General features: G+C 67.1%; 22 protein-coding genes. 5 read left to right on the top strand and 17 right to left on the bottom strand.

What is annotated here, in order from left to right:
• Window positions 1–35: 35 nt before the first annotated feature.
• Window positions 36–1508 carry a glycogen synthase GlgA gene (gene glgA, locus ACEOAB_RS01510; RefSeq protein WP_495653393.1) on the top strand — a complete coding sequence of 491 codons (1473 nt, stop codon included), beginning with the start codon at window positions 36–38 and terminating at the stop codon, window positions 1506–1508.
• A 334-nt stretch (window positions 1509–1842) separates the two neighbouring features.
• Complete coding sequence (locus ACEOAB_RS01505) at window positions 1843–4326, top strand: glycogen/starch/alpha-glucan phosphorylase (RefSeq protein ID WP_413750451.1); 2484 nt, start codon at window positions 1843–1845, stop codon at window positions 4324–4326.
• Window positions 4327–4466: 140 nt separating this feature from the next.
• On the opposite strand, the gene ACEOAB_RS01500 is transcribed toward ACEOAB_RS01505, so the two are convergent.
• The 4 genes from ACEOAB_RS01500 to ACEOAB_RS01485 form a co-directional block, all read right to left on the bottom strand.
• Window positions 4467–4940, bottom strand: a complete 474-nt coding sequence (locus ACEOAB_RS01500; protein ID WP_495653392.1) for an ExbD/TolR family protein — start codon at window positions 4938–4940, stop codon at window positions 4467–4469.
• 14 nt (window positions 4941–4954) lie between these two features.
• The gene (locus ACEOAB_RS01495) at window positions 4955–5650 is read right to left on the bottom strand and encodes a MotA/TolQ/ExbB proton channel family protein (protein ID WP_056588602.1); all 696 of its coding nucleotides are present in this window, start codon (window positions 5648–5650) and stop codon (window positions 4955–4957) included.
• 15 nt (window positions 5651–5665) lie between these two features.
• Entirely contained in the window at window positions 5666–6508 is an 843-nt protein-coding gene (dapB, locus tag ACEOAB_RS01490; RefSeq protein WP_082571961.1) for a 4-hydroxy-tetrahydrodipicolinate reductase, read from the bottom strand.
• A 111-nt stretch (window positions 6509–6619) separates the two neighbouring features.
• Window positions 6620–7183 carry an outer membrane protein assembly factor BamE gene (locus tag ACEOAB_RS01485; protein ID WP_007832693.1) on the bottom strand — a complete coding sequence of 188 codons (564 nt, stop codon included), beginning with the start codon at window positions 7181–7183 and terminating at the stop codon, window positions 6620–6622.
• A gap of 91 nt (window positions 7184–7274) precedes the next feature.
• Here ACEOAB_RS01485 and fur point away from each other — a divergent pair, with 91 nt between their 5' ends.
• Window positions 7275–7694 carry a ferric iron uptake transcriptional regulator gene (gene fur, locus ACEOAB_RS01480; protein ID WP_007832691.1) on the top strand — a complete coding sequence of 140 codons (420 nt, stop codon included), beginning with the start codon at window positions 7275–7277 and terminating at the stop codon, window positions 7692–7694.
• A gap of 67 nt (window positions 7695–7761) precedes the next feature.
• Here the strand turns inward: fur and hprK are convergent, their stop codons facing one another.
• The 4 genes from hprK to ACEOAB_RS01460 form a co-directional block, all read right to left on the bottom strand.
• On the bottom strand, window positions 7762–8721 hold the full coding sequence (gene hprK, locus ACEOAB_RS01475) for an HPr(Ser) kinase/phosphatase (RefSeq protein ID WP_007832689.1): 960 nt from the start codon (window positions 8719–8721) through the stop codon (window positions 7762–7764).
• Between the two features lie 144 nt (window positions 8722–8865).
• A complete protein-coding gene (locus ACEOAB_RS01470; protein ID WP_093053983.1) occupies window positions 8866–9333 on the bottom strand; it encodes a PTS sugar transporter subunit IIA in 468 nt (155 codons plus the stop codon).
• Between the two features lie 189 nt (window positions 9334–9522).
• Complete coding sequence (gene hpf / locus ACEOAB_RS01465) at window positions 9523–9852, bottom strand: ribosome hibernation-promoting factor, HPF/YfiA family (RefSeq protein WP_007832687.1); 330 nt, start codon at window positions 9850–9852, stop codon at window positions 9523–9525.
• A gap of 331 nt (window positions 9853–10183) precedes the next feature.
• Complete coding sequence (locus tag ACEOAB_RS01460; protein ID WP_495653391.1) at window positions 10184–12304, bottom strand: ATP-dependent helicase; 2121 nt, start codon at window positions 12302–12304, stop codon at window positions 10184–10186.
• Window positions 12305–12529: 225 nt separating this feature from the next.
• Between ACEOAB_RS01460 and corA the strand changes: the two genes are divergently transcribed.
• Both corA and ACEOAB_RS01450 read left to right on the top strand, forming a co-directional pair.
• Window positions 12530–13516 (top strand): magnesium/cobalt transporter CorA, encoded by a 987-nt coding sequence (gene corA, locus ACEOAB_RS01455; RefSeq protein ID WP_413749282.1) that lies wholly within the window; start codon window positions 12530–12532, stop codon window positions 13514–13516.
• A 57-nt stretch (window positions 13517–13573) separates the two neighbouring features.
• A complete protein-coding gene (locus ACEOAB_RS01450; RefSeq protein WP_413749281.1) occupies window positions 13574–14326 on the top strand; it encodes a YoaK family protein in 753 nt (250 codons plus the stop codon).
• Here ACEOAB_RS01450 and ACEOAB_RS01445 read toward each other — a convergent pair.
• From ACEOAB_RS01445 to ACEOAB_RS01405, 9 genes are all read right to left on the bottom strand, one after another.
• Complete coding sequence (locus ACEOAB_RS01445; RefSeq protein WP_413749280.1) at window positions 14319–15086, bottom strand: 5'-methylthioadenosine/adenosylhomocysteine nucleosidase; 768 nt, start codon at window positions 15084–15086, stop codon at window positions 14319–14321. The genes ACEOAB_RS01450 and ACEOAB_RS01445 overlap by 8 nt on opposite strands.
• Window positions 15087–15089: 3 nt before the next feature.
• Window positions 15090–16721, bottom strand: a complete 1632-nt coding sequence (locus tag ACEOAB_RS01440) for an ABC transporter substrate-binding protein (RefSeq protein ID WP_413749279.1) — start codon at window positions 16719–16721, stop codon at window positions 15090–15092.
• Between the two features lie 37 nt (window positions 16722–16758).
• Window positions 16759–17790 carry a dipeptide ABC transporter ATP-binding protein gene (locus ACEOAB_RS01435; RefSeq protein WP_413749284.1) on the bottom strand — a complete coding sequence of 344 codons (1032 nt, stop codon included), beginning with the start codon at window positions 17788–17790 and terminating at the stop codon, window positions 16759–16761.
• The gene (locus tag ACEOAB_RS01430; RefSeq protein WP_495653390.1) at window positions 17787–18815 is read right to left on the bottom strand and encodes an ABC transporter ATP-binding protein; all 1029 of its coding nucleotides are present in this window, start codon (window positions 18813–18815) and stop codon (window positions 17787–17789) included. The genes ACEOAB_RS01435 and ACEOAB_RS01430 overlap by 4 nt, the downstream gene beginning before the upstream one ends.
• Window positions 18812–19720 (bottom strand): ABC transporter permease subunit, encoded by a 909-nt coding sequence (locus ACEOAB_RS01425; RefSeq protein ID WP_413749278.1) that lies wholly within the window; start codon window positions 19718–19720, stop codon window positions 18812–18814. The genes ACEOAB_RS01430 and ACEOAB_RS01425 overlap by 4 nt, the downstream gene beginning before the upstream one ends.
• A 4-nt stretch (window positions 19721–19724) precedes the next feature.
• On the bottom strand, window positions 19725–20729 hold the full coding sequence (locus ACEOAB_RS01420) for an ABC transporter permease subunit (RefSeq protein ID WP_056588582.1): 1005 nt from the start codon (window positions 20727–20729) through the stop codon (window positions 19725–19727).
• 50 nt (window positions 20730–20779) lie between these two features.
• Window positions 20780–22459: a long-chain-fatty-acid--CoA ligase gene (locus tag ACEOAB_RS01415; RefSeq protein WP_413749277.1), complete on the bottom strand. Its 1680-nt coding sequence runs from the start codon at window positions 22457–22459 to the stop codon at window positions 20780–20782.
• Between the two features lie 100 nt (window positions 22460–22559).
• The gene (locus ACEOAB_RS01410) at window positions 22560–23987 is read right to left on the bottom strand and encodes an NAD(P)(+) transhydrogenase (Re/Si-specific) subunit beta (RefSeq protein WP_007828437.1); all 1428 of its coding nucleotides are present in this window, start codon (window positions 23985–23987) and stop codon (window positions 22560–22562) included.
• On the bottom strand, window positions 23984–24313 hold the full coding sequence (locus ACEOAB_RS01405) for an NAD(P) transhydrogenase subunit alpha part 2 (protein WP_413749276.1): 330 nt from the start codon (window positions 24311–24313) through the stop codon (window positions 23984–23986). Before ACEOAB_RS01405 ends, ACEOAB_RS01410 begins: the two co-directional genes overlap by 4 nt.
• Window positions 24314–24335 lie beyond the last annotated feature (22 nt).

The raw sequence follows: 24335 nt of genomic DNA, 5'->3' as shown, positions 1-24335 counted from the left end.
GTGCCATCCCATCTTGCATGGAGGCAGCACTGACGATGCGAATCCTCCAGGTCAGCGCCGAACTCTTCCCCCTCCTCAAGACCGGCGGCCTGGCGGACGTCGCCGGTGCCCTGCCCCTGGCGCTCATGGCCGAAGGACAGCACGCGCGCGTGCTGCTGCCGGGCTTTCCGGCCATCGTGGCGGGCGTGCGCGACCTGGCGCCCGTGGCCGGTTTCGACGCGCCCTGGGGCGAGCGCTTCGGGCTGCGCCTCGGGCATATCGACATCGACGGGGCGCCCGGCATCCCTGCCTACGTGATCGATGCGCCGGCGCTCTACGACCGGCCCGGCAATCCCTACGAGGACACCTCGCGCCAGCCCTACGGCGACAACCACCGCCGCTTCGCCCTGCTCGGCTGGGCCGCGGCGCAGCTGGCGCAAGGGCTCGATCCGCTGTGGCAGCCCGAGGTCGTGCATGCGCACGACTGGCACGCCGCGCTCGCGCCGGCCTACCTGCACTTCGCGCGACAACAGGCCGGCGGCCCGCGCGTGGGCAGTGTCTTCACGGTGCACAACCTCGCCTACCAGGGCCTCTTCGCGCCATGGAACTTCGCGGAACTCGGCCTGCCCGGCCCTGCGTTCCAGATGAACGGCCTCGAATACCACGGCCAGGTCTCGTTCATGAAGGGCGGCCTGTATTTCGCCGACCGGCTCACCACGGTCAGCCCGACCTATGCACTCGAGATCCAGACGCCCGAGCAGGGCTGCGGGCTCGACGGCCTGCTGCGGCTACGCAGCAGCGCGCTGACCGGCATCCTCAACGCGGTCGACGACCAGGTCTGGAACCCGGCGACCGACGCCGCGCTGGTGCAGGGCTATCACACGCCCGAAGGCCGCCACATGGCCGGCAAGGCGCGCTGCAAGTCGGTGCTGCAGCACCAGCTGGGGCTGGCCGATCGGCCGGATGCACCGCTCTTCGTCCTCGTGAGCCGGCTCACCGAGCAGAAGGGGCTGCATCTGGTGCTCGGCGGGCTCGATGCGCTGCTCGCCCAGGGCGGCCAGCTCGCATTGCTGGGCAGCGGCGAGGCCTGGCTCGCAGAGGCCTTTCGCCAGCGCGCGGCGGCCGCGCCGCAGTCGGTCAGCGCCACCATCGGCTACAACGAGACGCTGGCCCACCAGCTGTTCGGCGCGGGCGACGTGACGCTGGTGCCTTCGCTCTTCGAGCCCTGCGGCCTCACGCAGATGTACGGCCTGAAGTACGGCAGCCTGCCGCTGGTGCGCCGCGTCGGCGGGCTGGCCGACACGGTGGTCGACAGCTCGCTCGAAGACCTCGCCAGTGGGGGCGCCACCGGTTTCGTGTTCGACAGCTTCGATGTCCAGAGCTACGAACGCGCCGTGCGCCGCGCCTTTGCGCTGTACCAGCGTGCGCCCGACTGGCGGCGCGTGCGGGGCAACGCCATGCGCCGGCCCGCCGACTGGGCCACTGCGGCGGCGCAGTACATCGACGTTTATCGGCAGGCGCTGGGATGACGCGCCTCTTCTCGATTCGATGCGTTCGTGATTCGGGGTGCGCTCACGCCGACGGGGTACCTTGCTCCGCGAATGTCCTCCGGCCTTCGGCCTCCCCCTTTATTTCGCTGCGCAAGGCACCCCATCGGCGTGATCGATGGGCGCGGCGCTTGAACTGCGGGCACCACAGCCGCGTCCATGTGCGAATGGCGCCGGGTGCTCCCCGCAGCGAAATAAAGGAGGAGGCCGAAGGCCGGGGGACATTCGCGGAGGGGAGCACCCGGTGTCATTCGCACGCACCCAAGACAAACGTACAGCAGCAAAACACCATCACCCACCCCGAAGAGCGCCAATCATGACGATCAAAGACTTCGCCTACGACCACCCCGACCGCGACGTCGCGGCCTTCAAGCGCGCGGTGGCCAACAAGCTGATCTACGCGGTCGGCAAGGACCCGGTCGCCGCCAGCAAGGACGACTGGCTCAACGCCACCTCGCAGGCCGTGCGCGACCAACTGGTCGAGCGCTGGATGATGACCACTCGCGCCAACTACGCACAGGACCTGAAGCGCGTCTACTACCTGTCGATGGAGTTCCTGATCGGGCGCACCTTCACCAACGCGCTGCTGGCGGTCGACCTCTACGACACCGTGCGCGAGGCGCTGGCCGACTTCGGCGTCGACATGGACGCGCTGGCCGAACGCGAACCCGATGCGGCCCTGGGCAACGGCGGCCTCGGCCGGCTCGCGGCGTGCTTCCTCGATTCGATGGCCACGCTCGGCGTGCCGGGCATGGGCTACGGCATTCGCTACGAGTACGGCATGTTCCGCCAGCGCATCGTCGACGGCCAGCAGGTCGAGACGCCCGACTACTGGCTCACGCGCGGCAACCCCTGGGAGTTCCAGCGGCCCGAGGTGAACTACCGCGTGCGCTTCGGCGGCCATGTGCAGAAGCGGGAAGGCACCAACGCCCCTTACGGCGCGGCCGACTGGGTCGACACGCACGACGTGCTCGCCGTGGCCTACGACACCATCATCCCCGGCTACGGCACGCAGGCCACCAACACGCTGCGGCTGTGGTCGGCGCGCGCCACCGAGGAGATCGACCTCTCGGCCTTCAACCGCGGCAACTACATGCAGGCGGTGGAAAGCAAGAACCACTCGGAGAACGTCTCGCGCGTGCTCTACCCCGACGACTCCACGCCCTCGGGCCGCGAGCTGCGGCTGCACCAGGAGTATTTTTTCTGCAGCGCGAGCGTGCAGGACCTGCTGCGGCGCTACCTGCGCAACCACAAGACCTTCGACCAGCTCTCGGAGAAGGTCAGCATCCACCTGAACGACACGCACCCCGTGCTCGCCGTGCCGGAGCTGATGCGCCTGCTGCTCGACGAGTACGGCCTCACATGGGACGTGGCCTGGACGCACACGCAGAAGGTGTTCAGCTACACCAACCACACGCTGATGCACGAGGCGCTGGAGACCTGGCCGGTCGAGATGCTCGGGCGCATCCTGCCGCGGCACCTGCAGATCATCTACGACATCAACGCCAAGTTCCTGGCCGCCGTGACGCAGAAAGTCGGCAACGACGTGGAGCTGATGCGCCGGCTGTCGCTGGTCGACGAGGCCGGCGAGCGGCGCGTGCGAATGGCCTACGTCGCGGTGCTGGCCAGCCACTCGATCAACGGCGTGTCGGGGCTGCACTCGGAGCTGATGAAGCAGTCGATCTTCTCGGACTTCGCGAAGATCTTTCCCGAGCGCTTCAACAACAAGACAAACGGCGTCACGCCGCGCCGCTGGCTGGCGCAGGCCAACCCGCCGCTGGCGGCGCTGCTCGACCAGCGCATCGGCAAGGGCTGGCGGCGCGACCTGTCGCAGCTCGAGGCGCTCAGGCCCATGGCCGAGCAACCGGCCTTCGTGCGCGCCTTTCGCCATGCCAAGCGCGAGAACAAGCTGCGGCTGGCCAACTGGGTCGAGCAGCACCTGAAGATCGACATCGACACGGACGCGATGTTCGACGTGCAGGTCAAGCGCATCCACGAGTACAAGCGGCAGCTGCTCAACGTGCTGCACGTGGTGTCGCGCTATCACCGCATCCTCGACGCGCAGGCGGCCGGCACGCCGATGGACATCGTGCCGCGCGTGGTGGTGTTCGCGGGCAAGGCGGCCTCGGCCTACGCGATGGCCAAGCTCGTCATCCGGCTCATCAACGACGTCGCCAGCACCATCAACGCCGATGCGCGCGTGGGCAAGCTGCTGAAGGTGGTGTTCCTGCCGAACTACAGCGTGAGCCTGGCCGAAGTCATCATGCCGGCGGCCGACCTGTCGGAGCAGATCTCGACGGCCGGCACCGAGGCCTCGGGCACCGGCAACATGAAGTTCGCGCTCAACGGCGCGCTCACCATCGGCACGCTGGACGGCGCCAACGTGGAAATGCGCGAGAACGTGGGGCCGGAGAACATCTTCATCTTCGGCAACACGACGCCCGAAGTGGCCGACATCCGCGCACGGGGCTACCAGCCGCGCGAGATCTACGAAGGGAATACAGAACTCAAGCGCGTGCTCGACGCGATCCGCGACGGCGCGTTCTCACCCGGCGAACCCGCGCGCTACCAGGGCATCTACGACGCGCTGGTGAACTGGGGCGACCACTACCTGCTGTTGGCCGACTACGCGAGCTACGTGGCGAAGCAGGCAGAAGTCGATGCGCTGTACCGCGATTCGGATGCGTGGACGCGAATGGCGATCCTCAACGTGGCGGGGATGGGTGCGTTCTCGTCGGACCGCACGATTGCTCAGTACGCGCACGAGATCTGGCGCACCAAGCCTGTGGTGTTGAGCTGAGCATCCGGTATTTGCTCCCTCCCCCGCTGGGGGAGGGTTGGGGTGGGGGCTGACGGCCTCCACCACCGCGCAGCCTCCGATGCCGCCGTGCCCCCATCCCAGCCTTCCCCCGGAAGGGGAAGGAGCAAGACAAGGCAAAGTCAGCGCGGCTTCTTCTCGCCTGCCGGCTCTGCCTCGGTCACGAAGCCGATGCGGCTCAGCCCGGCCTTGTTCGCGATGCCCATCAGCGCCACCACCTTGCCATAGGGCACGGCCTGGTCGGCGCGCAGCTGCACCTCGGTGTCCTTGCTGTCGGCAGCGGCCTTTTCGAGTTGCTGCGCCAGTTCCTCGTCGGTCACGGCCTTGTCGTTGAAGAAGACCTTGCCCGAGGCGTCGACCGACAGGCTCACGAACTTGGGCGTGTCGTTGGGCTGCCCGGCGTCGGTCTGCGGCAGGTCGAGCTTGATCGAGCTGGCCATCAGCGGCGCGGTGATGATGAAGATCACGAGCAGCACCAGCATCACGTCGACCAGGGGCGTCACGTTGATGTCGGACAGCGGCCGCTGCGCACCGGCGCCCATGGCACGCCCGCCGCCTGCGGCGCTGCTGCCCAGTGAAGTGCGACCGTAGGCCATGGCGCGCGCGCTCCCTAGACCGGCATCGGCCGCGCCGGCGGCGGTGCGGCGGGTGCCGGCGCCTCGCCGAAGCTGCCCAGCAGGTCGTGCGCGAAGCCTTCGAGCTCGGCTTCGATGCGGCCGATGACGCGGCCGAAGACGTTGTAGGCCAGCACGGCCGGAATGGCCACGGCGAGGCCGAAGGCCGTCATGATGAGCGCCTCGCCGACGGGGCCCGCCACCTTGTCGATGGTGAAGCCGCCGGTCTGGCCGGCAATGCCCGACAGCGCGCCGTAGATGCCCCAGACCGTGCCCAGCAATCCGACGAAAGGCGCCGTGGCGCCCACCGTGGCGAGCAGGATCTGCCCCGCCTGCAGCCGGCGCAGCGCGCCGTGCAAGGCGTCGCGCAGCACGCGCGTGAGCCGCTGGTTGCGGTCGACCGAAGCACCCAGCGTGCCGGCCGGCGCACCGGCGGCGATGCTCTTGATGGCCGACACCGCGGGCGACACGAGCGTCGCGCGGTCGAAGGCCCGGAGCTTCAGCTCGGCATCGGCCAGCGTGGACGACTGCCAGAACGCCGCGATGCTGCGCAGCACGTCGCGCGTGCCGCCGCGCAGCAGCCACGCCTTCCAGAGAATGATGACCCAGCTCGCGACCGACATCGCCAGCAGCAGCGCCGCCACCGAACGGCTGACGCCGTCGCCATGGGTCAGCAGTTCGAGCACGCTCATCGATGGTCCCTTGAGTTAGCGCAGGCCCAGCACGTCGTACATGTCGAACAGGCCGGCGCGCTGCCCCTCCAGGAAGCGCACCGCACGCAGGCTGCCCTGCGCATAGGTGACGCGGCTCGACGACTTGTGGGTGATCTCGATGCGCTCGCCGGTGCCCGCGAACAGCACGGTGTGGTCGCCCACGATGTCGCCGCCGCGGATGGCCGAGAAGCCGATGGTGGAAGGATCGCGCTCGCCGGTGATGCCTTCGCGGGCGTACACGGCGCAGTCTTTGAGGTCGCGGCCCAGCGCATCGGCGATGACTTCGCCCATCTTGAGCGCGGTGCCCGAGGGCGCATCGACCTTGTGGCGGTGGTGCGCCTCGATGATCTCGATGTCATAGCCGGTCGACATGGCCTTGGCCGCCATTTCGAGCAGCTTGAAGGTGACGTTGACGCCCACGCTCATGTTGGGCGCCATCATGATCGCGATGTCTTTCGCGATCTCGGCGATCTCGGCCTTCTGCGCGTCGCTGAAGCCGGTGGTGCCGATGACCGCCTGCACGCCGAGCTCGCGGCATGCCGCGAGGTGCGCGAGCGTGCCTTCGGGGCGGGTGAAGTCGATGAGCACCTGCGCGTCCTTCAGGCCTGCGCGCAGGTCGGACACGATGGACACGCCGCTCTCGAAACCCAGGAAGGCGCCGGCATCGGTGCCGAGTGCCGGGCTGCCGGCGATGTCGAGCGCGCCGGCCAGGCGCAGATCGGGCGCATTGCGCACCGCCTCGATCAGCATGTGGCCCATGCGGCCGGATGCTCCCGCGACGGCGATGCGGCGTGGCGCAGGAGTGGAATTGGCAGGAGTGGAGGTGGATTCAGTCACGCGGATTCAGTCTTCGAGGATTTCGAAACGGCCAATGGCATGCATGCACACGGGACGGACGCCGCCTGGCTCGGCGGGCGCCGCCCGCTGCTGATGCTGCTCGAGCCGCGCTCAGCGCGCGGCTTCGAGCGGAGGATAGGCAGCCGGCAGCGGCGGCAGGGAGGCCGATGCGCCCGCGGCGGAATCGGTTTTTTTCTCGTCCTTGGAGGGTGCGAATTTCTTGAGCTCGTCTTCCGAGGCCTCGAGCGTGGGCACCTTGCCGGACTTCTTGCGGGTGTCGAGCGTGGCGACGAACTCTTCCTCGCTGGGCATCTCGTCGCCCTCGAAGCGGTCGAGCAGCTCGCCGTTGAAGAACACGGTCAGGTGGCGTTCCTGCGGGTCCACGCCCTGGCGACGAATGGTGAACACATAATCCCAGCGATTGGCGTGGAACACGTCGTTCAGCAGCGAGGTGCCGAGGATTTCGCGCACCTGCTGGCGCGACATGCCCGGCTTGAGCGCCGCGACTTGTTCCTTCGACACGAAATTACCCTGCACCACTTCGACTTTGTACGGAGTGACGGCGGCCAGCGCGCCACGCGTGCGATCGCTGAAACCGCTGCAGGCACCAAGGCAGAGCGTTGCGGCAACGGCAGCAACCAGCAGCCAGGGACGGCGTTGGAGAATGGCAGGCATGGGAGGAAAAAGGGGGTAGCGATATGATCGGCCATTGTAGCGGCTGGCCCTTTTCAGGGCCTTTGCCGCAGCCCAGGGGCGCAGGAATCACATGGCCAACATCGACGAACTCAAGAATACCGGCCTCAAGGCCACTTTGCCACGCCTGAAGATCCTCGAGATCTTCCAGACCGGCAGCCAACGGCACATGACGGCGGAAGACGTGTTCCGCGTGCTGCTCAACGAACACTCCGACATCGGCCTGGCCACCGTCTACCGCGTGCTCACGCAGTTCGAGCAGGCCGGCATCCTCGAGCGCAGCCATTTCGAAAGCGGCAAGGCGGTCTACGAACTGAACGAAGGCACGCACCACGACCACCTGATCTGCACCTCGTGCGGCAAGGTCGAGGAGTTCTACGACGCCGAGATCGAACGCCGCCAGCAGATGATCGCCAAGGACAAGGACTGGATCCTGCAGGACCATGCCATGTCGCTGTACGGCCTTTGCGGGGACTGCGCCAAGAAACGCTGACCCCCCGAAGGGGAGGCGCGGCCTGCCTTGGGGCGGCCCGGCGGCGGCCGCATACCCCCACAACCAGTCAGTCCCCTTCGCGGCCGTTTTCCATCGCCTTGTGGTGGCGCGCCACGAAGTCGGCGTACGTGTCGATGCCGCGCAGCTGCAGGATCGAGTTGCGCACCGCAGCCTCCACCAGCACAGCGATGTTGCGCCCCGCCACCACCTGGATGATGACCTTGCGCACCGGAATGCCCAGCACGTCCTGCGTGAGCGGCGCCGAGGGCATGCGCTCGTAGTCGCGCTCGAAGCTGTCGCGCCGCACGAGGTGCACGATGAGCTTGAGCCGCATCTTCCGGCGCACCGCCGTCTCGCCGAAGATCGCGCGGATGTCCAGCAGGCCGATGCCGCGCACTTCCAGCAGGTTCAGCAGCAGGTCGGGGCAGCGCCCTTCGATGGTGTTCTGGTTGATGCGGAAGAGGTCGACCGCGTCGTCGGCCACGAGGCCGTTGCCGCGCGAGATCAGCTCCAGCCCGAGCTCGCTCTTGCCCAGGCCCGATTCGCCCGTGATCATCACGCCCATGCCCAGGATGTCCATGAACACGCCGTGCATCGAGGTGCGCTCGGCAAAGTGCTTGGACAGGTACGCGCGCAGCAGGTCGATCACGAAGGCCGACGACTCGCGCGTGGCGAACAGCGGCAGCTGGGCGCGCTCGCAGATCGACAGCAGTTCGTCCGGCGCGGCCTGGCCGTCGGCCAGCACCAGCATCGGGGGCTCCAGCGTGACGATGCGGGCAATGCGCCGGGCGCAGTCTTCCTCGCTACCGCGCGTCAGGTAGGCCACCTCGCGGGCGCCGAGGATCTGCACGCGGTAGGGGTGGATGTAGTTGAGGTAGCCGACGAGGTCGGCCGCCGATTGGGCCCGGCTGATGACTTCGGAGTCGAACTGGCGTTCTGAAGCGCCGAGCCCTGCGAGCCATTCCCAGCGGAGCGACCCGCGGAACTCCTCGAACATGGCATCGGCACTGATGACGGTCGGCTTCATGCGTTCAGGAGACGGCGCTCACGCACCAGAGTTGGGGCAGGCCAGAATACCGCGGAACCGGCTTTGCCGGGCCGCTGGTATTGCCCCCGGTAGGGGGTTGGCGAAGCGACACGAAGTGCGCGAAGCCTGGGGGCGAGCCACAGGTCAGGCGACTTGCGTGGATTGCCAGCCGGCGATCAGGCCGTGGAGGGCGGACGCGTCGGTGCTGGACTTGATCTGTTCGCGCAGGCTGGCGTCGCTCAGCAGTTCGGCGATTTCAGAGAGGATTTCGAGGTGCTTCTGCGTGGCCGCTTCTGGCACCAGCAGGAAGATCAGCAGCGCGACGGGCTGCTCGTCGGGTGCGTCGAAGCCGATGGGGTTGGCCAGCTGGAACACGGCCGCCATCGGCGCCTTGAGGCCCTTGATGCGGCCATGCGGAATGGCGACACCGTGGCCCAGACCGGTGGAACCGAGGCGCTCGCGCGCAAACAGGCTGTCGGTAATCAGGGCGCGTCCCAGACCGTGAAGGCTTTCGAACAGCAAGCCGGCTTCTTCGAAAGCACGTTTCTTGCTGGTAGCGTCAACGCTCACAAGCACTTGAGCGGGCGGCAGGATGGACGCGAGGCGATTCATGGTGGGTGCAGGGCGGGGGCGATTATGCACCCGCTTGGTAAAAACCCCCAGTCCCCCTATTTACTTTCTGTCTACATGTTGCCCAGAGGCCTCGCGCCCCCTCTGGGAGCTTGCCAAAACCCCACCGCTGCAGTCGGAAAACAAAAAGCCGCCCGAAGGCGGCCTTGGATGCGAGCCCGAGGGCTCCTCTTACATCACGCGCTTGGGCGCGGCGTGATGGTGGTCCTGCAGGCGGTCCTTGTGGCGCACCACCTGGCGGTCGAGCTTGTCGACCAGTTCATCGACCGCGGCGTAGAGATCAGCGTGGCTCGATTCCGCGAACATGTCATTGCCCTTGACGTGGATGTTGCATTCCGCCCTTTGGCGGCGTTCCTTTTCCTTTTGCTTTTCCACCGTGAGGATCACCTTCACATCGACGAGCTGGTCGAAATGTCGGGTGATCCGGTCCAGCTTGCTCGTGACGTAGGTGCGCAAGGCAGGTGTGACGTCGAGGTGATGACCGCTGATCGTCAAATTCATGAATGACCTCCTGGAATTGACGGTTGGGGAAATGACCGCACTGCGGAATGCAGCTTGGCCGGCGAGAAACGGGAGTTGTGAGAAGGGGGGCGGGGGGAAGAAAAGAAGAAGAGGCAGAGGGCAAGTTCGATTCACTATGCCCAAGCTGTCACGGTATTGCAATACCTGAGTTGCCCGGGGTTTCTGCGCTTTGTGTGCGGCATTTCACACGCTAGCGAATCGATAGCATCTGCCGCGCGCAGGGCAGGCGATGCGGCGATTCATCCGGAACAAGTGTTTCATCTCCCGGCAGCGCGTGACCCTGCCGCTGGAAGGGCCAGCAGCTGCCCAGTCAGCGCCAGGCCGCGCGCATCCGGTTGCGCAGGTCGATCACCGCGCTCGGCGGCGGCACGGCCGGCGGCCGCTCCGGCGGAGGAGGCCAGGTCTGCTGCTCGAAGCCGGCCAGATCGGCTTCGGCAATGAAGCGCGTGCGGTTGGCATACAGGTGCCGGTCGCCGCGCGCCGCCTGCTGCGTGATGTAGAAGCGCTGCGGCACCAGCAGGTGCAGGTGGTCGCGCGCCCGGGTCATCGCCACGTAGAGCAGCCGGCGCTCTTCTTCCAGTTCGTGCGCGCTCTGCGCCACGTCGGCCGGCAGGCAGCCGTCGACCACGTTGAGCACGTGCACGGAGTTCCATTCCTGACCCTTGGCCGAGTGGATGGTCGAGAGAATCAGGTAGTCCTCGTCGAGCAGCGGCGGGCCCGGGCGATCGCTGGTGGCCTCGGGCGGGTCGAGCGTGAGTTCGGCAAGGAAGCGTTCGCGCGAGGCATACCCGGCGGCGAGGCGGGCCAGTTGCTCGACGTCGGCGCGCCGCACGCCGGAGGTGTCTTCGTACAGGCGCTCCAGGTGCGGCAGGTACCAGGCCATCGCCAGTTCGACATCGGCCGGCCACTTCAGCGCCGGCGCGCGCAAGGCGGCGTAGGCTGCGGCGAAGTCGGCCCACTGCGCGCGAGCAGCCGCCGGCGGCACGAAGTCGCGCACCGCCGCGGCCGGATCGGCCGCCTGGTCCATCGCGTCGAGCAGCCGCGTGCCTGTGACGGGGCCTATGCCCGGTATCAGCTGCGTCACGCGGAACCCCGCCATGCGCCCACGCGGGTTCTGCGCAAAACGCAGCACCGCGAGCAGGTCCTTCACATGCGAAGCCTCCAGAAACTTGAGCCCACCGAACTTCACGAAGGGGATGTTGCGCCGCGCCAGCTCGAGTTCGAGCGCCGCGCTGTGCGTCGAGGTGCGGAACAGCACCGCCTGCGACTTCAGCGCCAGCCCGCCTTCGCGGTGCGCCAGCACCTTGTCGGCCACCCAGCGTGCCTGCCCGGCCTCGTCGGGCACGAGCACCAGCAGCGGCTTGCCGGCCGAGGGCTTGTCGGTCCACAGCGTCTTGGCGTGCCGCTCGGCGGCCTGCGCGATCACGCGGTTCGAGACGTCGAGGATCGGCTGCGTCGAGCGGTAGTTGCGCTCCAGCGTGACGACGCGGGCCTGCTGCGTGAACTGCGACGGAAAGTCGAGGATGTTGCGCACCGTCGCGCCGCGAAACGAATAGATCGACTGCGCGTCGTCGCCCACCACCGTCACCCCGCGTCCATCGGGCTTGAGTGCCAGCAGGATCGAGGCCTGCAGCAGGTTCGTGTCCTGGTATTCGTCGATCAGCACATGGTCGAAGCGCGCGCCGATGTGCGCGGCCAGCGCGGGCTCGGCGGCCATCTCGGCCCAGTAGAGCAGCAGGTCGTCGTAGTCGAGCACGTTCTGCTGCTGCTTGGCTTCGACATACGCACCGAACAGCTTCTTGAGCTCGGCCTCCCATTCGCCGCACCAGGGAAAGGCTTCCTTCAGCACCTCGGCCAGCGGCGCGCGCGTGTTGACGCAGCGCGAGTAGATCGACAGGCAGGTACCCTTGCGCGGAAAACGGTTCACGGTGGAAGACAGGCCCTGCTCATGGCGCACCAGCCCCATCAGGTCTTCGGCATCGCCGCGGTCGTGGATCGTGAAGTTCTCGCCGAGCCCGATCTGCGGCGCGTACTCGCGCAACAGCCGCGCGCCGATGCCGTGGAAGGTGCCGGCCCACGGCAGCGCGGGCGGCGCCTCGGACTTCAGGCCGAGCACCCGCGCCAGCACCTGGCCGGCGCGGCGCTCCATCTCCTGCGCGGCGCGGCGCGAGAAGGTCAGCAGCAGCAGCCGCTGCGGATCGACACCGCCCGCAATGAGATGTGCGACGCGGTGCGCCAGCGTGCTGGTCTTACCCGAGCCGGCGCCGGCAATGACGAGCAGCGGCCGCTCGTCGCGTTCCGCAATGGCCGCACCCACGCCGTGCTCGACCGCAGCACGCTGCGCATCGTTGAGCGTCGCAAGCGCGGCGGCCAGGCGCTCGGCCTGGGTCTTCGGCGCGGCGGGAAAAACAGGAAGCGCAGCGGTCTGCATGGAGAGCGACTTTACTGTATGTACGTCCAGCCCAACCATGAGGCAGTCATGTGGCCGGTGACATAATCGCGCCTCGCTGCAACCGGAGATTCTTCCTATGGAAACCGCCCCGTCTCGGCAGCTTTCAACTCCCTTTCACTGACGCTTTTTTCGCGCGCGTCGGGCCCGGGAATTGAAAGCGCCCCTCCCTCGCCCAACGTTTCAGTCATACCCGGGAGTGAGCCCATGCTCAACATCTTTACGCTCGCCAACGGTCGCCTCGTCCAGGAAGAGATCGAGTCGCTCGAAGAGCTCTCCAAGTTCCAGCCGATCTGGGTCGACCTCGAGTCGCCCACGCTCGAAGAGAAGCGCTGGATCAAGCAGTACTACGGCCTCTCGATTCCCGAAGACGCGATGGACGAGGACATCGAGGAGTCGGCCCGCTTCTACGAGGAAGACAACGGCGAGCTGCACATCCGCTCCGACTTCCTGATCGACGACGACGAAGATCCGCGGTCGGTGCGCGTGGCATTCATCCTGAACCAGCACAACACCGAGCTTCGCAGCCGCGGCGTGCTGTTCTCGATCCATGACGAGGACGTGCCCGTGTTCCGGCTGCTGCGCATGCGCGCGCGCCGCGCCCCCGGGCTCATCGAGGACGCGAAGGAAGTGCTGCTCAAGCTGTTCGATGCCGATGCCGAGTACTCGGCCGACACGCTCGAGAACATCTACGACGAACTCGAGATCGCGGGCAAGAAAGTGCTCGAGGGCAATGTCAGCGACGAGTTGGCCGGCGAGGTGCTGGGCGCCATCGCGCGCCAGGAAGACTTGAACGGCCGCATCCGCCGCAACGTGATGGACACGCGCCGCGCGGTCAGCTTCATGATGCGCAGCCGCATGCTCAACGCCGAGCAGTTCGAGGAGGCCCGGCAGATCCTGCGCGACATCGAATCGCTCGACAACCACACGGCCTTCCTGTTCGACAAGATCAACTTCCTGATGGATGCGACCGTCGGTTTCATCAACATCAACCAGAACAAGACCATCAAGATCTTCTCGGTGGCCAGCGTCGCATTGCTGCCGCCCACGCTGATCGCGAGCATCTACGGCATGAACTTCAAGTTCATGCCCGAGCTCGACTGGTCGCTTGGCTATCCCTATGCCCTCGTGCTGATGGCGGCCAGCGCGCTGGTGCCGATGTGGTACTTCCGCCGGCGCGGCTGGCTCAAGTAGGCGCCGCGCGGCGGGTGCTAGAGTGGCTGGCAGCAAGCGCTGACCCGGAGAGCCACAGTGCGCAGAATCCGCTTCCTCACCAACCGCCACCGCGCGCCGTCGACCAACACCGCGCTGGGCCTGCTGCTGGCCTTCAATGCCGGGGCCGTCAACGCGGGCGGATTCCTCGTGCTCCACATGTACACCTCGCACATGACCGGCTTCGCCTCGCAGCTGGCGGACGGCATGGTGCTGGGCAACGTCACACTGCTGCTGAACGCGCTCGGCGCGATCCTGGCCTTCGTGAGCGGCGCCGCGGTCTGCGCCATGCTGGTGAACTGGGGCCGGCAGCACCGCATGCACGGCGTCTACGCCCTGCCGCTGATGCTCGAGGCGGCGCTGATGTTTCCGTTCGGGCTCATGGGCGCGATCACGCTGACCTGGCCCACGCCGTTCGCCGTGCCGCTCACGGTGCTGCTGCTGTCCTTCATCATGGGCCTGCAGAACGCGGTGGCGTCGAAGACCTCGGGCGGCAGCATCCGCACCACCCACATGACGGGCAACATCACCGACATGGGAATCGAGATCGGCAAGATGCTCTACTGGAACGGCCGCGCCAGGTCCGCCTCGATGGCGGTGCGCCACGACCGCCGCCGCATGCGCCGCGCGGGCGGGCTGGTCGGCATGTTCGTGCTCGGCGGGACGGTGGGCGCGCTCGGCTTCAAGTACGTGGGGTTCGTCTGCGTCGTGCCACTGGCCGCGCTGCTGCTCGCCCTGTCGATACCGCCGCTGCTGCGCGACATTCCGCGGCGCGGCGCCCCGCTCAGCTGACGGCCGGCAGCGTGGCGAGCCACGCGCCGACCAGCGCGAGGCTGTAGCGGCTCGCGACCAGCGAGACGAAGCGCGCGAAGTCGCCATGCGCTTCGTCGTCCGCCCGGTCGGAGATCGTGCGCATGGCCGCGAAGGGCACGCCGTAGTCGTGGCACACCTGCGCCACCGCCGCGCCTTCCATCTCGACCGCAAGCGCATCGGGCAGATCGCGCCGCAGCGCTTCACTCTCGGCGGTGGTCGACACGAAGCGGTCGCCGCTGGCCAGCAGGCCCCGGTGCACCTTCGGCGACTGCAGGCCGAACTCTTCGACGGCCGCCCGTCCCGTCAGTGCCACGGGATCGCGCAGCACGCCGGCGGCAACGCCCGACAGCGCATCGCCGATCGCGCGGTCCGCAACGAAACGCGACAGGCCCATCAACGGCACTTCGTACTTCGGGAAGATCGGCGATGCATCGAGATCGTGCTGCAGCAGTTCGGTCGCGACCACCACGTCCCCCACGCGCACGCCCGGCGCGAGCCCGCCCGCCACGCCCGTGAACACGACGGCCCGCACGCCGAAGCGTTCGAGCAGCACCGTGGCCGTGACCGCCGCCGCGACCTTGCCGATGCGCGACAGCACCGCGACCACGGGCTGGCCCTGCAGGTGGCCGACCCAGAAGTCCCGGCCTGCGACGCGCACGCGTTGCTCGTCGGGCATCTGCGCGAGCAGCGCACTCAGCTCCTCGTGCATCGCGGCGACAATGGCAACGGGCCCGTGCATCGGCTACTTGATGTCCACGCCGTAGAAGGTGTGGCGACCGAAGGGGCTCAGCTTGAAGTCGACGACCTCCTTGCGCACCGGCTTCAGCTGCACCGCATGCGCAATTGTGAACCACGGCGCCTGCTCCTTGAAGATGAGCTGCGCCTTCTTGTAGAGCGCATCGCGCTCGGCCTGCTTGGTCGTGCTCTTGGCCTTCACTACGAGGTCTTCGTACGGCTGGTAGCAGAACTTCGAGATGTTGCTGCCGCTGGCCGACTTGGCCGAGGCGCAGCCCAGCAGCGTGTAGAGGAAGTTGTCGGGGTCGCCGTTGTCGCCGGTCCAGCCCAGCATGCCCATCTGGTGCTCGCCGGCCTGCAGGCGCTTGCGGTACTCGCCCCACTCGAAGCTCTTGATCTCGGCCTTGACGTTGATCTTGGCCAGGTCGGCCTGCATCAACTCGGCAATGCGCTTGGCGTTCGGATTGTACGGGCGCTGCACCGGCATGGCCCACAGGTCGGTCGAGAAGCCGTCGGGGAAGCCGGCCTGCGCCAGCAGCTTCTTCGCAGCTTCGGGGTCGTACGGGTCGTCCTTCACCGCGTCGTTGTAGGACCACATGGTCGGCGGGATCGGGTTCTTCGCGGCCACGCCGGTCGACAGGTACACGCCGTCGATGATGGCCTTCTTGTTGATCGCCATGTTGATGGCCTTGCGCACGCGCACGTCGTCGAAGGGCTTCTTCGTGGTGTTGTACGAGAGGTAGCCGACGTTCAGGCCGGGCTGCTCGAGCAGCTGCACATTCGCGTCCTTGCGGATCGCGTCGAGGTCGGCGGGGTTGGGGTACGGCATGACGTGGCATTCGCCCTTCTGCAGCTTGGCCCAGCGCACCGACGCATCGGGCGTGATCGCGAACACGAGGTCGTCGATCTTGGCCTTGCCGCCCCAGTACTGCGGGAAGGCCTTGAAGCGGATGATCGCGTCCTTCTGGTACTGCACGAGGTAGAACGGCCCGGTGCCGATCGGGTCCTGGTCGACCTTCTCGGGCGTGCCGGCCTTCAGCATGGCGATGGCGTATTCCTTCGACTGGATGCCCGCGTACTGCATCGCCAGGTTGGCCAGGAACGGTGCCTCGGGCTGGTTGAGCACGATCTTCACGGTGTAGTCGTCGATGCGGTCCACCGTCTTCAGCAGCTTGGGCATGCCCATGTCGTTGAAATACGAGTGGTTCTGGCTCGTGACCTTGAAGAACGGATCGCTCTCCTTCCACTGGCGCTCGAGCATGAAGATGAAGTCGTCGGCGTTGAAGTCGCGCGTGGGCTTGAAGCTCTTGCTGGTGCTGTGCCACTTCACGCCCTTGCGCAGGTGGAAGGTGTACTGCGTGCCGTCGGCGGAGATGTCCCACTTCTCGGCCAGGCCCGGCACGACCTTGGTGCCGCCACGCTCGAATTCGACGATCGTGTTGTAGACCTGCGTGGTCACGTCGAACGAGGTGCCGGTGGTGTTCATCCCCGGATAGAAGTTTTCCGGGCTTCCTTCGGAGCAATACACCAGCGTCTTGGCAGACACCGCGCCGCAGGCCAGGGTAAGGGCTGCAAGCGCTGTCGGCGCCAGGAGCGCCAGGCTTCGTGAGCGGCGCGAAACGGTGGGCTGGGTCTTCATGGGGACTCCTCGAGACAGGGTTGAGAAAAGTCGCCGCCTACGGCGCGGCGAGCACGGGACCATCGGCGCGCACGGGGGCCGCGCCATCAAGAAACTGCTCGGCGTAGTGGCAGGCCACCAGTCGTTCGTCCAACGCGCGCAGCAGCGGCCGCTCCTCGCGGCAGCGCGGTTGCACGTGCGGGCAGCGCGTGCTGAACACGCAGCCCGGAGGCGGGCTCAGTGGCGATGGCAGTTCGCCCTTGAGCACGATGCGCTGGCTGCTGAGCCCCGGCGTGGACGCCAGCAGCGCCTGCGTGTACGGATGCAGCGGCCGCGCGAAGATGCGCGACTTGGGGCCCTGCTCCACCGCGTGGCCGAGGTACATCACGAGCACGTCGTGCGCGATGTGGCGCACCACGCCCAGGTCGTGCGAGATGAAGAGGTACGCCAGGCCCAGCTCGGCCTGCAGGTCGGCCAGCAAATTGAGCACCTGCGCCTGGATCGACACGTCGAGCGCCGACACCGGCTCGTCGGCCACCAGCAGGCGCGGGTTCAGCATCAGCGCGCGCGCGATGGCAATGCGCTGGCGCTGGCCGCCCGAGAACATGTGCGGATAGCGGTTGGCGTACTCGGGCCGCAAGCCCACGCGCGCGAGCATGTCGCCGGCCTTGGCGGCGCGCTCCGACTTGCCCATGGTGGTGTTGATGGCGAGCGGATCCTCGAGCACCGTCGAGATCTTCTTGCGCGGATTGAGCGAGCCGTAGGGGTTCTGGAACACCAGCTGCACGGCCTGGCGCAGCTCGCGCTTGCGTTCGGACGGCAGGTTCACCGCGTCGGCCCCCACCAGCGTGAGCTGCCCCGCGGTCGGCTTCTCGATCAGCGCGACCATGCGCGCCAGCGTCGACTTGCCGCAGCCCGACTCTCCGACCACCGCCAGCGTGCGCCCGCGCTCGATGCGAAAGGAAATGTCGCCCACGGCCCGCAGGTGCGCGGGCGCGCGGAACAGCCCGCGGCGGATGTCGTAGGTGCGCTGGAGGTTCGTTGCCTCGACCACCACCTCGGCCGATGCGTCGCTCGGTGCGTGGCTCATGGCAACACCTCCGCGGCCTGTTGCCGCGGCGGGTCTTGCGCGATGGCCGCCATGCGCCCCGGTTCGCCGAGCGGAAAGTGGCAGCGCACCTCGGCGCCCTGCGATTCGCGCAGCGCCGGGCGCACCTGGCAGGCCCGCTCGGTGACGTAGCCGCAGCGCGGCGCGAACAGGCAGCCCGCGGGCCTGTCATGCACGCCCGGCACCACGCCGCTGATGGTGGCGAGCCTGCCCTCGGGCGCGGCGCGCTCGGGCAGCGCCGCGAGCAGGGCCTCGGTGTACGGATGCTGCGGCGACGCGAAGAGCCGGTCGACGCGCTGGTGCTCCATCACCTGCCCCGCATACATCACGGCGATGCGCTGCGCCATCTCGCTCACCACGCCCATGTTGTGCGTGATGAGCACCAGCGCCATGCCGCGCTCCTTCTGCAGGTCGCGCAGCAGGTCGAGGATCTGCGCCTGGATGGTCACGTCGAGCGCGGTGGTCGGCTCGTCGGCGATCAGCAGGCGCGGGTTGCAGGCGATGGCCATGGCGATCATCACGCGCTGGTTCATGCCGCCCGAGAGCTGGTGCGGATAGCTGCCCAGGCGCGACGATGCGGCCGGAATTCCCACCTGCTCGAGCAGCTCGGTCGCGCGCTTCTTCGCCTCGCGCTTGTCGAGCTTCAGGTGCAGCCGCAGCGTTTCCATGAGCTGGAAGCCGATGGTGAAGCAGGGGTTGAGGCTGGTGGTCGGCTCCTGGAAGATCATCGCGACCTCCTTGCCGACCAGCGCGCGGCGCGCCTTGTCGGAGATGCCGAGCAACTCCTTGCCCGCGAAGCGCATATGTTCGGCGCGCACGCGGCCCGGAAAGCCGACGAGGCCCATCAGCGCCATCATCGTGACGCTCTTGCCCGAACCCGACTCGCCGACGATGCCGAGCACCTCGCCCTCTTCGAGCGTGAGGCTCACGCCATCGACCGCATGCAGCACGCCGCCCTGCGTGGGGAACTCGACGTGCAGGTCCTTGATATCCAGGAGCATGTTCATCTCTTGAGCTTCGGGTCGAGCGCATCGCGCAGGCCGTCGCCCAGCAGGTTGAAAGCCAGCACCGCCGCAAGGATCGCCAGGCCCGGGAAGGTCACGACCCACCAGGCGCGCAGCACGAACTCGCGCGCGTCGGCCAGCATGGTTCCCCATTCGGGCGACGGTGGCTGCGCACCCAGGCCGATGAAGCCGAGCGCGGCCGCGTCGAGGATGGCGGTCGAGATGCCGAGCGAGGCCTGCACGATCAGCGGTGCGGCGCAGTTGGGCAGCACCTCGCGGAACATCAGGCGCAGCGTGCCGGCACCGCTCACGCGCGCGGCGGTCACGTAGTCGCGCGAAATTTCGGCGATGACTGCCGCACGCGTGATGCGTACATAGTGCGGCAGCACGACGATGGCCACGGCGATCATCGCGTTGATCAGCCCCGGCCCCAGGATCGCGACGATCACGATCGCCATCAGCAGGCTCGGCATCGTGAGCACGATGTCCATCAACCGCATGATCGCGATCTCGAGCACGCCGCGGAAGAAGCCCGCGATCAGCCCGAGCACCACGCCCACGGCCACCGAAATGGCCACCACCGCGACGCCGATGGACAGCGACAGCCGTGCGCCGTGCATCAGGCGCGAGAGGATGTCGCGCCCGATCGCGTCGGTGCCGAGCAGGTAGCTCGCGGAACCGCCGTGCTGCCACGCTGGCGGCAGCAGGAAGACGGCGCTGTTGGTCTCGTTGGGCGCGTGCGGTGCGATCCACGGCGCGAACAGCGCGACCAGCAGCAGCACGACGATGGTGGCGAGCCCGATGACCGCGCCGCGGTTGGCAGAGAAGGCCGTCCAGAACTCGCGCCAGGGTCCTGGGGGCGCCGCGCTTCTTGTGCCGGCCGGGATTGCTTGTTGTGTCGTCGCCATGGCTTCAGTGCCTGATGCGCGGGTTGATGACGCCGTAGGCCACGTCGACCAGCAGGTTGACCAGCATCACGATTCCTCCGAGCAGCAGCATGCCGCCCTGCAGCACCGGATAGTCGCGCCGGCCGATGGCCTCGATGAGCCACTTGCCGACGCCGGGCCAGGAGAAGATGGTCTCGGTGAGGATGGCGCCCGTGAAGAGCACGCCCACCTGCAGCCCGATGACGGTCACGACCGGGATCAGCGCATTGCGCAGCGCATGCAGCCCCACCACGCGAAAGCGCGACAGCCCCTTGGCGCGCGCGGTGCGGATGTAGTCCTCGCCCAGCACTTCGAGCATGGCCGAGCGCGTCATGCGCGCGATGACCGCGAGCGGCACCGTGCCGAGCACGATGGCCGGCAGGATCAGGTGGTGCAATGCCGACCAGAAGGCACCGATGTCGCCGGCACGCAGGGAGTCGATCAGCAGGAAGCCAGTTTCGGGCTCGATGTAGTACTGCACCGCGATGCGCCCCGACACGGGCGTCCACCCGAGCTGCACCGAGAAGAACAGGATCAGCAGCAGCCCCCACCAGAAGATCGGCATCGAGTAGCCGGTGAGCGAGGTGGCCATCACGCCGTGGTCGAAGATGGAATTGCGCCGCACCGCCGCGAGGATGCCGGCCGGCAGCCCGAGCAGCAGCGCGAAAAGAATGGCGCAGGCCGCGAGCTCGACGGTGGCCGGGAAGAGCGCGAGGAACTCGCTCATCACCGTGTCCTGCGTGATCAGCGACTTGCCGAGGTCGCCGTGCAGCACGCGCCCGATGTAGATGCCGTACTGCACGATCACCGGCTTGTCGAAGCCGTAGGCTGTGCGCAGCTGGGCGTGGCGCGCGGGGTCGATCCCGCGCTCGCCGGCCATCGTCTCGATGGGGTCGCCCGGCACCAGCCGGATGAGGAAGAAGGCGAGCAGCGTCATGCCGATGAAGGTCGGCACCAGCAGGCTCACGCGGGTCAGGAGGAATCGAAACATCGACCGCGAATATGCAAGATCGATGCCGCAGCCCTCACCGGGCCGAACCCTTACTTCTTCGCGTCGCGCAACTCGCGGCGCAGGATCTTTCCGACCGGCGTCTTAGGCATGTCGCTACGAAACTCCACGATTCGCGGCTGCTTGTAACCCGTAAGGTTTGCCCGGCAGTATTCGCGCACCTGCGCTTCCGTGAGCGAAGGGTCTTTCTTGACGATTACCAGCTTCACGGCCTCGCCGGTCTTCTCGTCGGGCACGCCGACCGCGGCACATTCGAGCACGCCCGGAATCAGTGCGACCACGTCCTCGACCTCGTTCGGGTACACGTTGAAGCCCGACACCAGGATCATGTCCTTCTTGCGGTCGACCACCTTGAAGTAGCCGCGTTCGTCGACCACGCCGATGTCGCCGCTCTTGAAGTAGCCGTCGGGCGTCATGACCTTGGCGGTCTCGTCGGGGCGCTGCCAGTAGCCGGCCATCACCTGCGGGCCCTTGATGGCGATTTCGCCGCGCTCGCCGGCCGGTACTTCGTTGCCGTCGTCGTCGAGCAGCTTGAGCCAGGTGCTCGGCAGCGGCAGGCCGATGGTGCCGGTGTAGGCCGTGCTGTTGGTCGGGTTGCAGGTGGCCGACGGCGAGGTTTCCGACAGGCCGTAGCCTTCGCAGATCGGGCAGCCGGTCTTCTCGAGCCACAGCTTCGCGACCGCGGCCTGCACCGCCATGCCGCCGCCGACCGAGACCTTGAGGTTCTTCCAGTTGACAGTGTTGAAGTCGGGGTGGTTCGCCAGCCCGTTGAACAGCGTGTTGACGGCCGGGAAGCTGTGGATGGTGTGCTTCGACAGCTCCTTCAGCACGCCCGCGATGTCACGCGGATTCGGAATCAGGATCAGCTTGCCGCCCGTGCGCATGTTCAGCATCATGCCGACCGTGAACGCGAAGATGTGATACAGCGGCAGGGCGCACACGCTGGTGGGCTGCTCGCCCGCCGGCACCTTGTTCATGACCGGCTCGTTCCACGCCTCGGACTGCAGCACGTTCGCGATCACGTTGCGATGCAGCAGCACAGCCCCCTTCGACACGCCGGTGGTGCCGCCGGTGTACTGCAACACGGCCACGTCATCGGGTCCGATGGCCACGGGCTTCACCGAAGCACTCGCGCCCTTGTCGAGCGCTTCGTTGAAGCGCACCGCACCCGGCAGGCTGAACTGGGGCACCAGCTTCTTGACGTTGCGCACCATGTAGTTGACGAGCGCACCCTTCAGGAAGCCGAGGCGGTCGCCCATGGAGGCCAGCACGATGTGCCTGATCGGCGTGGCCGCGATGCATTGCTGCAGCGTGGTGCCGAAGTTCTCCATGATGACGATCGCCTTCGCGCCCGAGTCCTTGAGCTGGTGCTCGAGTTCGCGCGGCGTGTACAGCGGGTTCACGTTGACCAGGATCAGGCCTGCGCGCAGGATGCCCGCCACCGCGATCGGGTACTGCGGGCAGTTGGGCATCATGACCGCCACGCGGTCGCCCTTGGCCAGGCCCAGGCCCTGCAGGTAGCCCGCGAAGGCCTTGCTCTGCCTGTCGGTCTCGCCGTAGCTGATGTCCTTGCCCATGAAGCTGTAGGCCGTGCGCTCGGCGTACTTCGCGAAGCTCTCTTCCATGAGCGCGACCAGCGAGTTGTACTGCGAGGCATCGATATCGGCGGGCACACCCTGCGGATAGCTGCTGAGCCAGGGACGATCGGTCATTGGATTTGTCTCCTCCGGGAGTCGGACTGTTGAAAACGAAAACGGCGCACGAGGTGGCGCCGCGAAGAGTTCGCCCGCTGCGCGGGCGTGGACCTTCGGCCTATTCGATGGCCTTGCCCATATCTTCCACTACTTTTTTTGCGTCGCCAAAGACCATCATCGTCTTGTCCATGTAGAACAGCTCGTTGTCCAGGCCCGCATAGCCGGCGGCCATGGAGCGCTTGTTCACGATGACGGTCTTGGCCTTGTAGGCCTCCAGGATCGGCATGCCGTAGATCGGCGTGCCCTTGGTGAGCGCGGCCGGGTTCACCACGTCGTTGGCGCCCAGGATGATCGCCACGTCCGCCTGCGCGAACTCGCCGTTGATGTCTTCCATCTCGAACACCTGGTCGTACGGCACCTCGGCCTCCGCCAGCAGCACGTTCATGTGGCCCGGCATGCGCCCGGCCACCGGGTGGATCGCGTACTTCACGGTCACGCCCTTGTGCGTGAGCTTCTCCGCCAGCTCGTTCACCGCATGCTGCGCGCGCGCCACCGCCAGGCCGTAGCCCGGCACGATGATCACGGTTTCTGCGTTGCTCAGCATGTACGCCGCGTCGTCGGCGCTGCCGCTCTTGACCGGACGCTGTTCCTTCGCACCGCCGCCCGCGCTGACCGCCTCGCCGCCGAAGCCGCCCAGGATCACGTTGAAGAACGAGCGGTTCATCGCCTTGCACATGATGTAGCTCAGGATCGCGCCCGAAGAGCCCACCAGACTGCCCGCCACGATCAGCATCGCGTTGTTCAGGCTGAAGCCGATGCCCGCAGCCGCCCAGCCCGAGTAGCTGTTGAGCATCGACACCACCACCGGCATGTCGGCCCCGCCGATCGGGATGATGATGAGCACGCCCATCACGAAGGCCAGCGCCAGCATCGCGAAGAAGGCGGGCCAGCTCTCGGTGAACATGAACACCAGCCCCAGCCCGATCATGGCCAGGCCGAGCACGAGGTTCAGCATGTGCTGGCCCGCGAACTGCACCGGCGCGCCCTGGAACAGGCGGAACTTGTAGGTGCCCGAGAGCTTGCCGAAGGCGATGACCGAGCCGCTGAAGGTGATGGCGCCGATGGCCGCACCCAGGAACAGTTCGAGCCGGTTGCCGGTGGGAATGGGCGCGCCCTTAGCGATGCCTTCGAGCATGGCCGCGGGTTCGACCACGGCCGCGACCGCGATGAACACCGCCGCCAGGCCGATCATGCTGTGGAAGAAGGCCACCAGCTCGGGCATCTTGGTCATCTCGACCGTCTTGGCGCGCCAGGCGCCGTAGCCGCCGCCGGCCACCAGCCCCAGCAGCACCCAGGCCAGGCCCATGAGGTGGCCGCCAGCGATGTTGTAGATCAGCGCGCCGGTGGTGAGCACGGCGATGGCCATGCCGGCCATGCCGAAGACGTTGCCGCGGATCGAAGTGGTGGGATGGCTCAGGCCCTTCAGGGCCTGGATGAAGCAGACGCTGGCGATCAGGTACAGCAGCGTGACGACGTTCATGCTCATTGGGCTGCTCCTGCGTCAGCCTTCGGTGCGGCCTTCTTGTCCTTCTTCTTGAACATCTCGAGCATGCGCCGCGTGACGAGGAAGCCGCCGAAGATGTTCACCGCCGCGAGTGCGACCGCGAGCACCCCCATGGTCTTGCCCAAGGTGGTTTCGGTGAGCGCGGCCGCCAGCATGGCGCCCACGATCACGATGGCCGAGATGGCGTTGGTCACGGCCATCAGCGGCGTGTGCAGCGCGGGCGTGACGGTCCACACCACGTGGTAGCCCACGTAGATGGCCAGCACGAAGATGATCAGGTTGATGACGGTATGGGAAACGGGATCCATGGGTTCTTCTCCTCGCGTGTTC

It is taken from the genome of Variovorax sp. Varisp53 (genome assembly GCF_059491555.1).
This window is presented reverse-complemented; position numbering and strand designations above follow the sequence as displayed.

Excerpts from the sequence above, each read along its gene's own strand:
- glgA (WP_495653393.1), top strand. The coding sequence starts at position 36 with ATGCGAATCCTCCAGGTCAGCGCCGAACTCTTCCCCCTCCTCAAGACC.
- ACEOAB_RS01505 (WP_413750451.1), top strand. The coding sequence starts at position 1,843 with ATGACGATCAAAGACTTCGCCTACGACCACCCCGACCGCGACGTCGCG.
- ACEOAB_RS01500 (WP_495653392.1), bottom strand. The coding sequence starts at position 4,940 with ATGGCCTACGGTCGCACTTCACTGGGCAGCAGCGCCGCAGGCGGCGGG.
- ACEOAB_RS01495 (WP_056588602.1), bottom strand. The coding sequence starts at position 5,650 with ATGAGCGTGCTCGAACTGCTGACCCATGGCGACGGCGTCAGCCGTTCG.
- ACEOAB_RS01485 (WP_007832693.1), bottom strand. The coding sequence starts at position 7,183 with ATGCCTGCCATTCTCCAACGCCGTCCCTGGCTGCTGGTTGCTGCCGTT.
- fur (WP_007832691.1), top strand. The coding sequence starts at position 7,275 with ATGGCCAACATCGACGAACTCAAGAATACCGGCCTCAAGGCCACTTTG.
- hprK (WP_007832689.1), bottom strand. The coding sequence starts at position 8,721 with ATGAAGCCGACCGTCATCAGTGCCGATGCCATGTTCGAGGAGTTCCGC.
- ACEOAB_RS01470 (WP_093053983.1), bottom strand. The coding sequence starts at position 9,333 with ATGAATCGCCTCGCGTCCATCCTGCCGCCCGCTCAAGTGCTTGTGAGC.
- hpf (WP_007832687.1), bottom strand. The coding sequence starts at position 9,852 with ATGAATTTGACGATCAGCGGTCATCACCTCGACGTCACACCTGCCTTG.
- ACEOAB_RS01460 (WP_495653391.1), bottom strand. The coding sequence starts at position 12,304 with ATGCAGACCGCTGCGCTTCCTGTTTTTCCCGCCGCGCCGAAGACCCAG.
- corA (WP_413749282.1), top strand. The coding sequence starts at position 12,530 with ATGCTCAACATCTTTACGCTCGCCAACGGTCGCCTCGTCCAGGAAGAG.
- ACEOAB_RS01445 (WP_413749280.1), bottom strand. The coding sequence starts at position 15,086 with ATGCACGGGCCCGTTGCCATTGTCGCCGCGATGCACGAGGAGCTGAGT.
- ACEOAB_RS01440 (WP_413749279.1), bottom strand. The coding sequence starts at position 16,721 with ATGAAGACCCAGCCCACCGTTTCGCGCCGCTCACGAAGCCTGGCGCTC.
- ACEOAB_RS01435 (WP_413749284.1), bottom strand. The coding sequence starts at position 17,790 with ATGAGCCACGCACCGAGCGACGCATCGGCCGAGGTGGTGGTCGAGGCA.
- ACEOAB_RS01430 (WP_495653390.1), bottom strand. The coding sequence starts at position 18,815 with ATGAACATGCTCCTGGATATCAAGGACCTGCACGTCGAGTTCCCCACG.
- ACEOAB_RS01425 (WP_413749278.1), bottom strand. The coding sequence starts at position 19,720 with ATGGCGACGACACAACAAGCAATCCCGGCCGGCACAAGAAGCGCGGCG.
- ACEOAB_RS01420 (WP_056588582.1), bottom strand. The coding sequence starts at position 20,729 with ATGTTTCGATTCCTCCTGACCCGCGTGAGCCTGCTGGTGCCGACCTTC.
- ACEOAB_RS01415 (WP_413749277.1), bottom strand. The coding sequence starts at position 22,459 with ATGACCGATCGTCCCTGGCTCAGCAGCTATCCGCAGGGTGTGCCCGCC.
- ACEOAB_RS01410 (WP_007828437.1), bottom strand. The coding sequence starts at position 23,987 with ATGAGCATGAACGTCGTCACGCTGCTGTACCTGATCGCCAGCGTCTGC.
- ACEOAB_RS01405 (WP_413749276.1), bottom strand. The coding sequence starts at position 24,313 with ATGGATCCCGTTTCCCATACCGTCATCAACCTGATCATCTTCGTGCTG.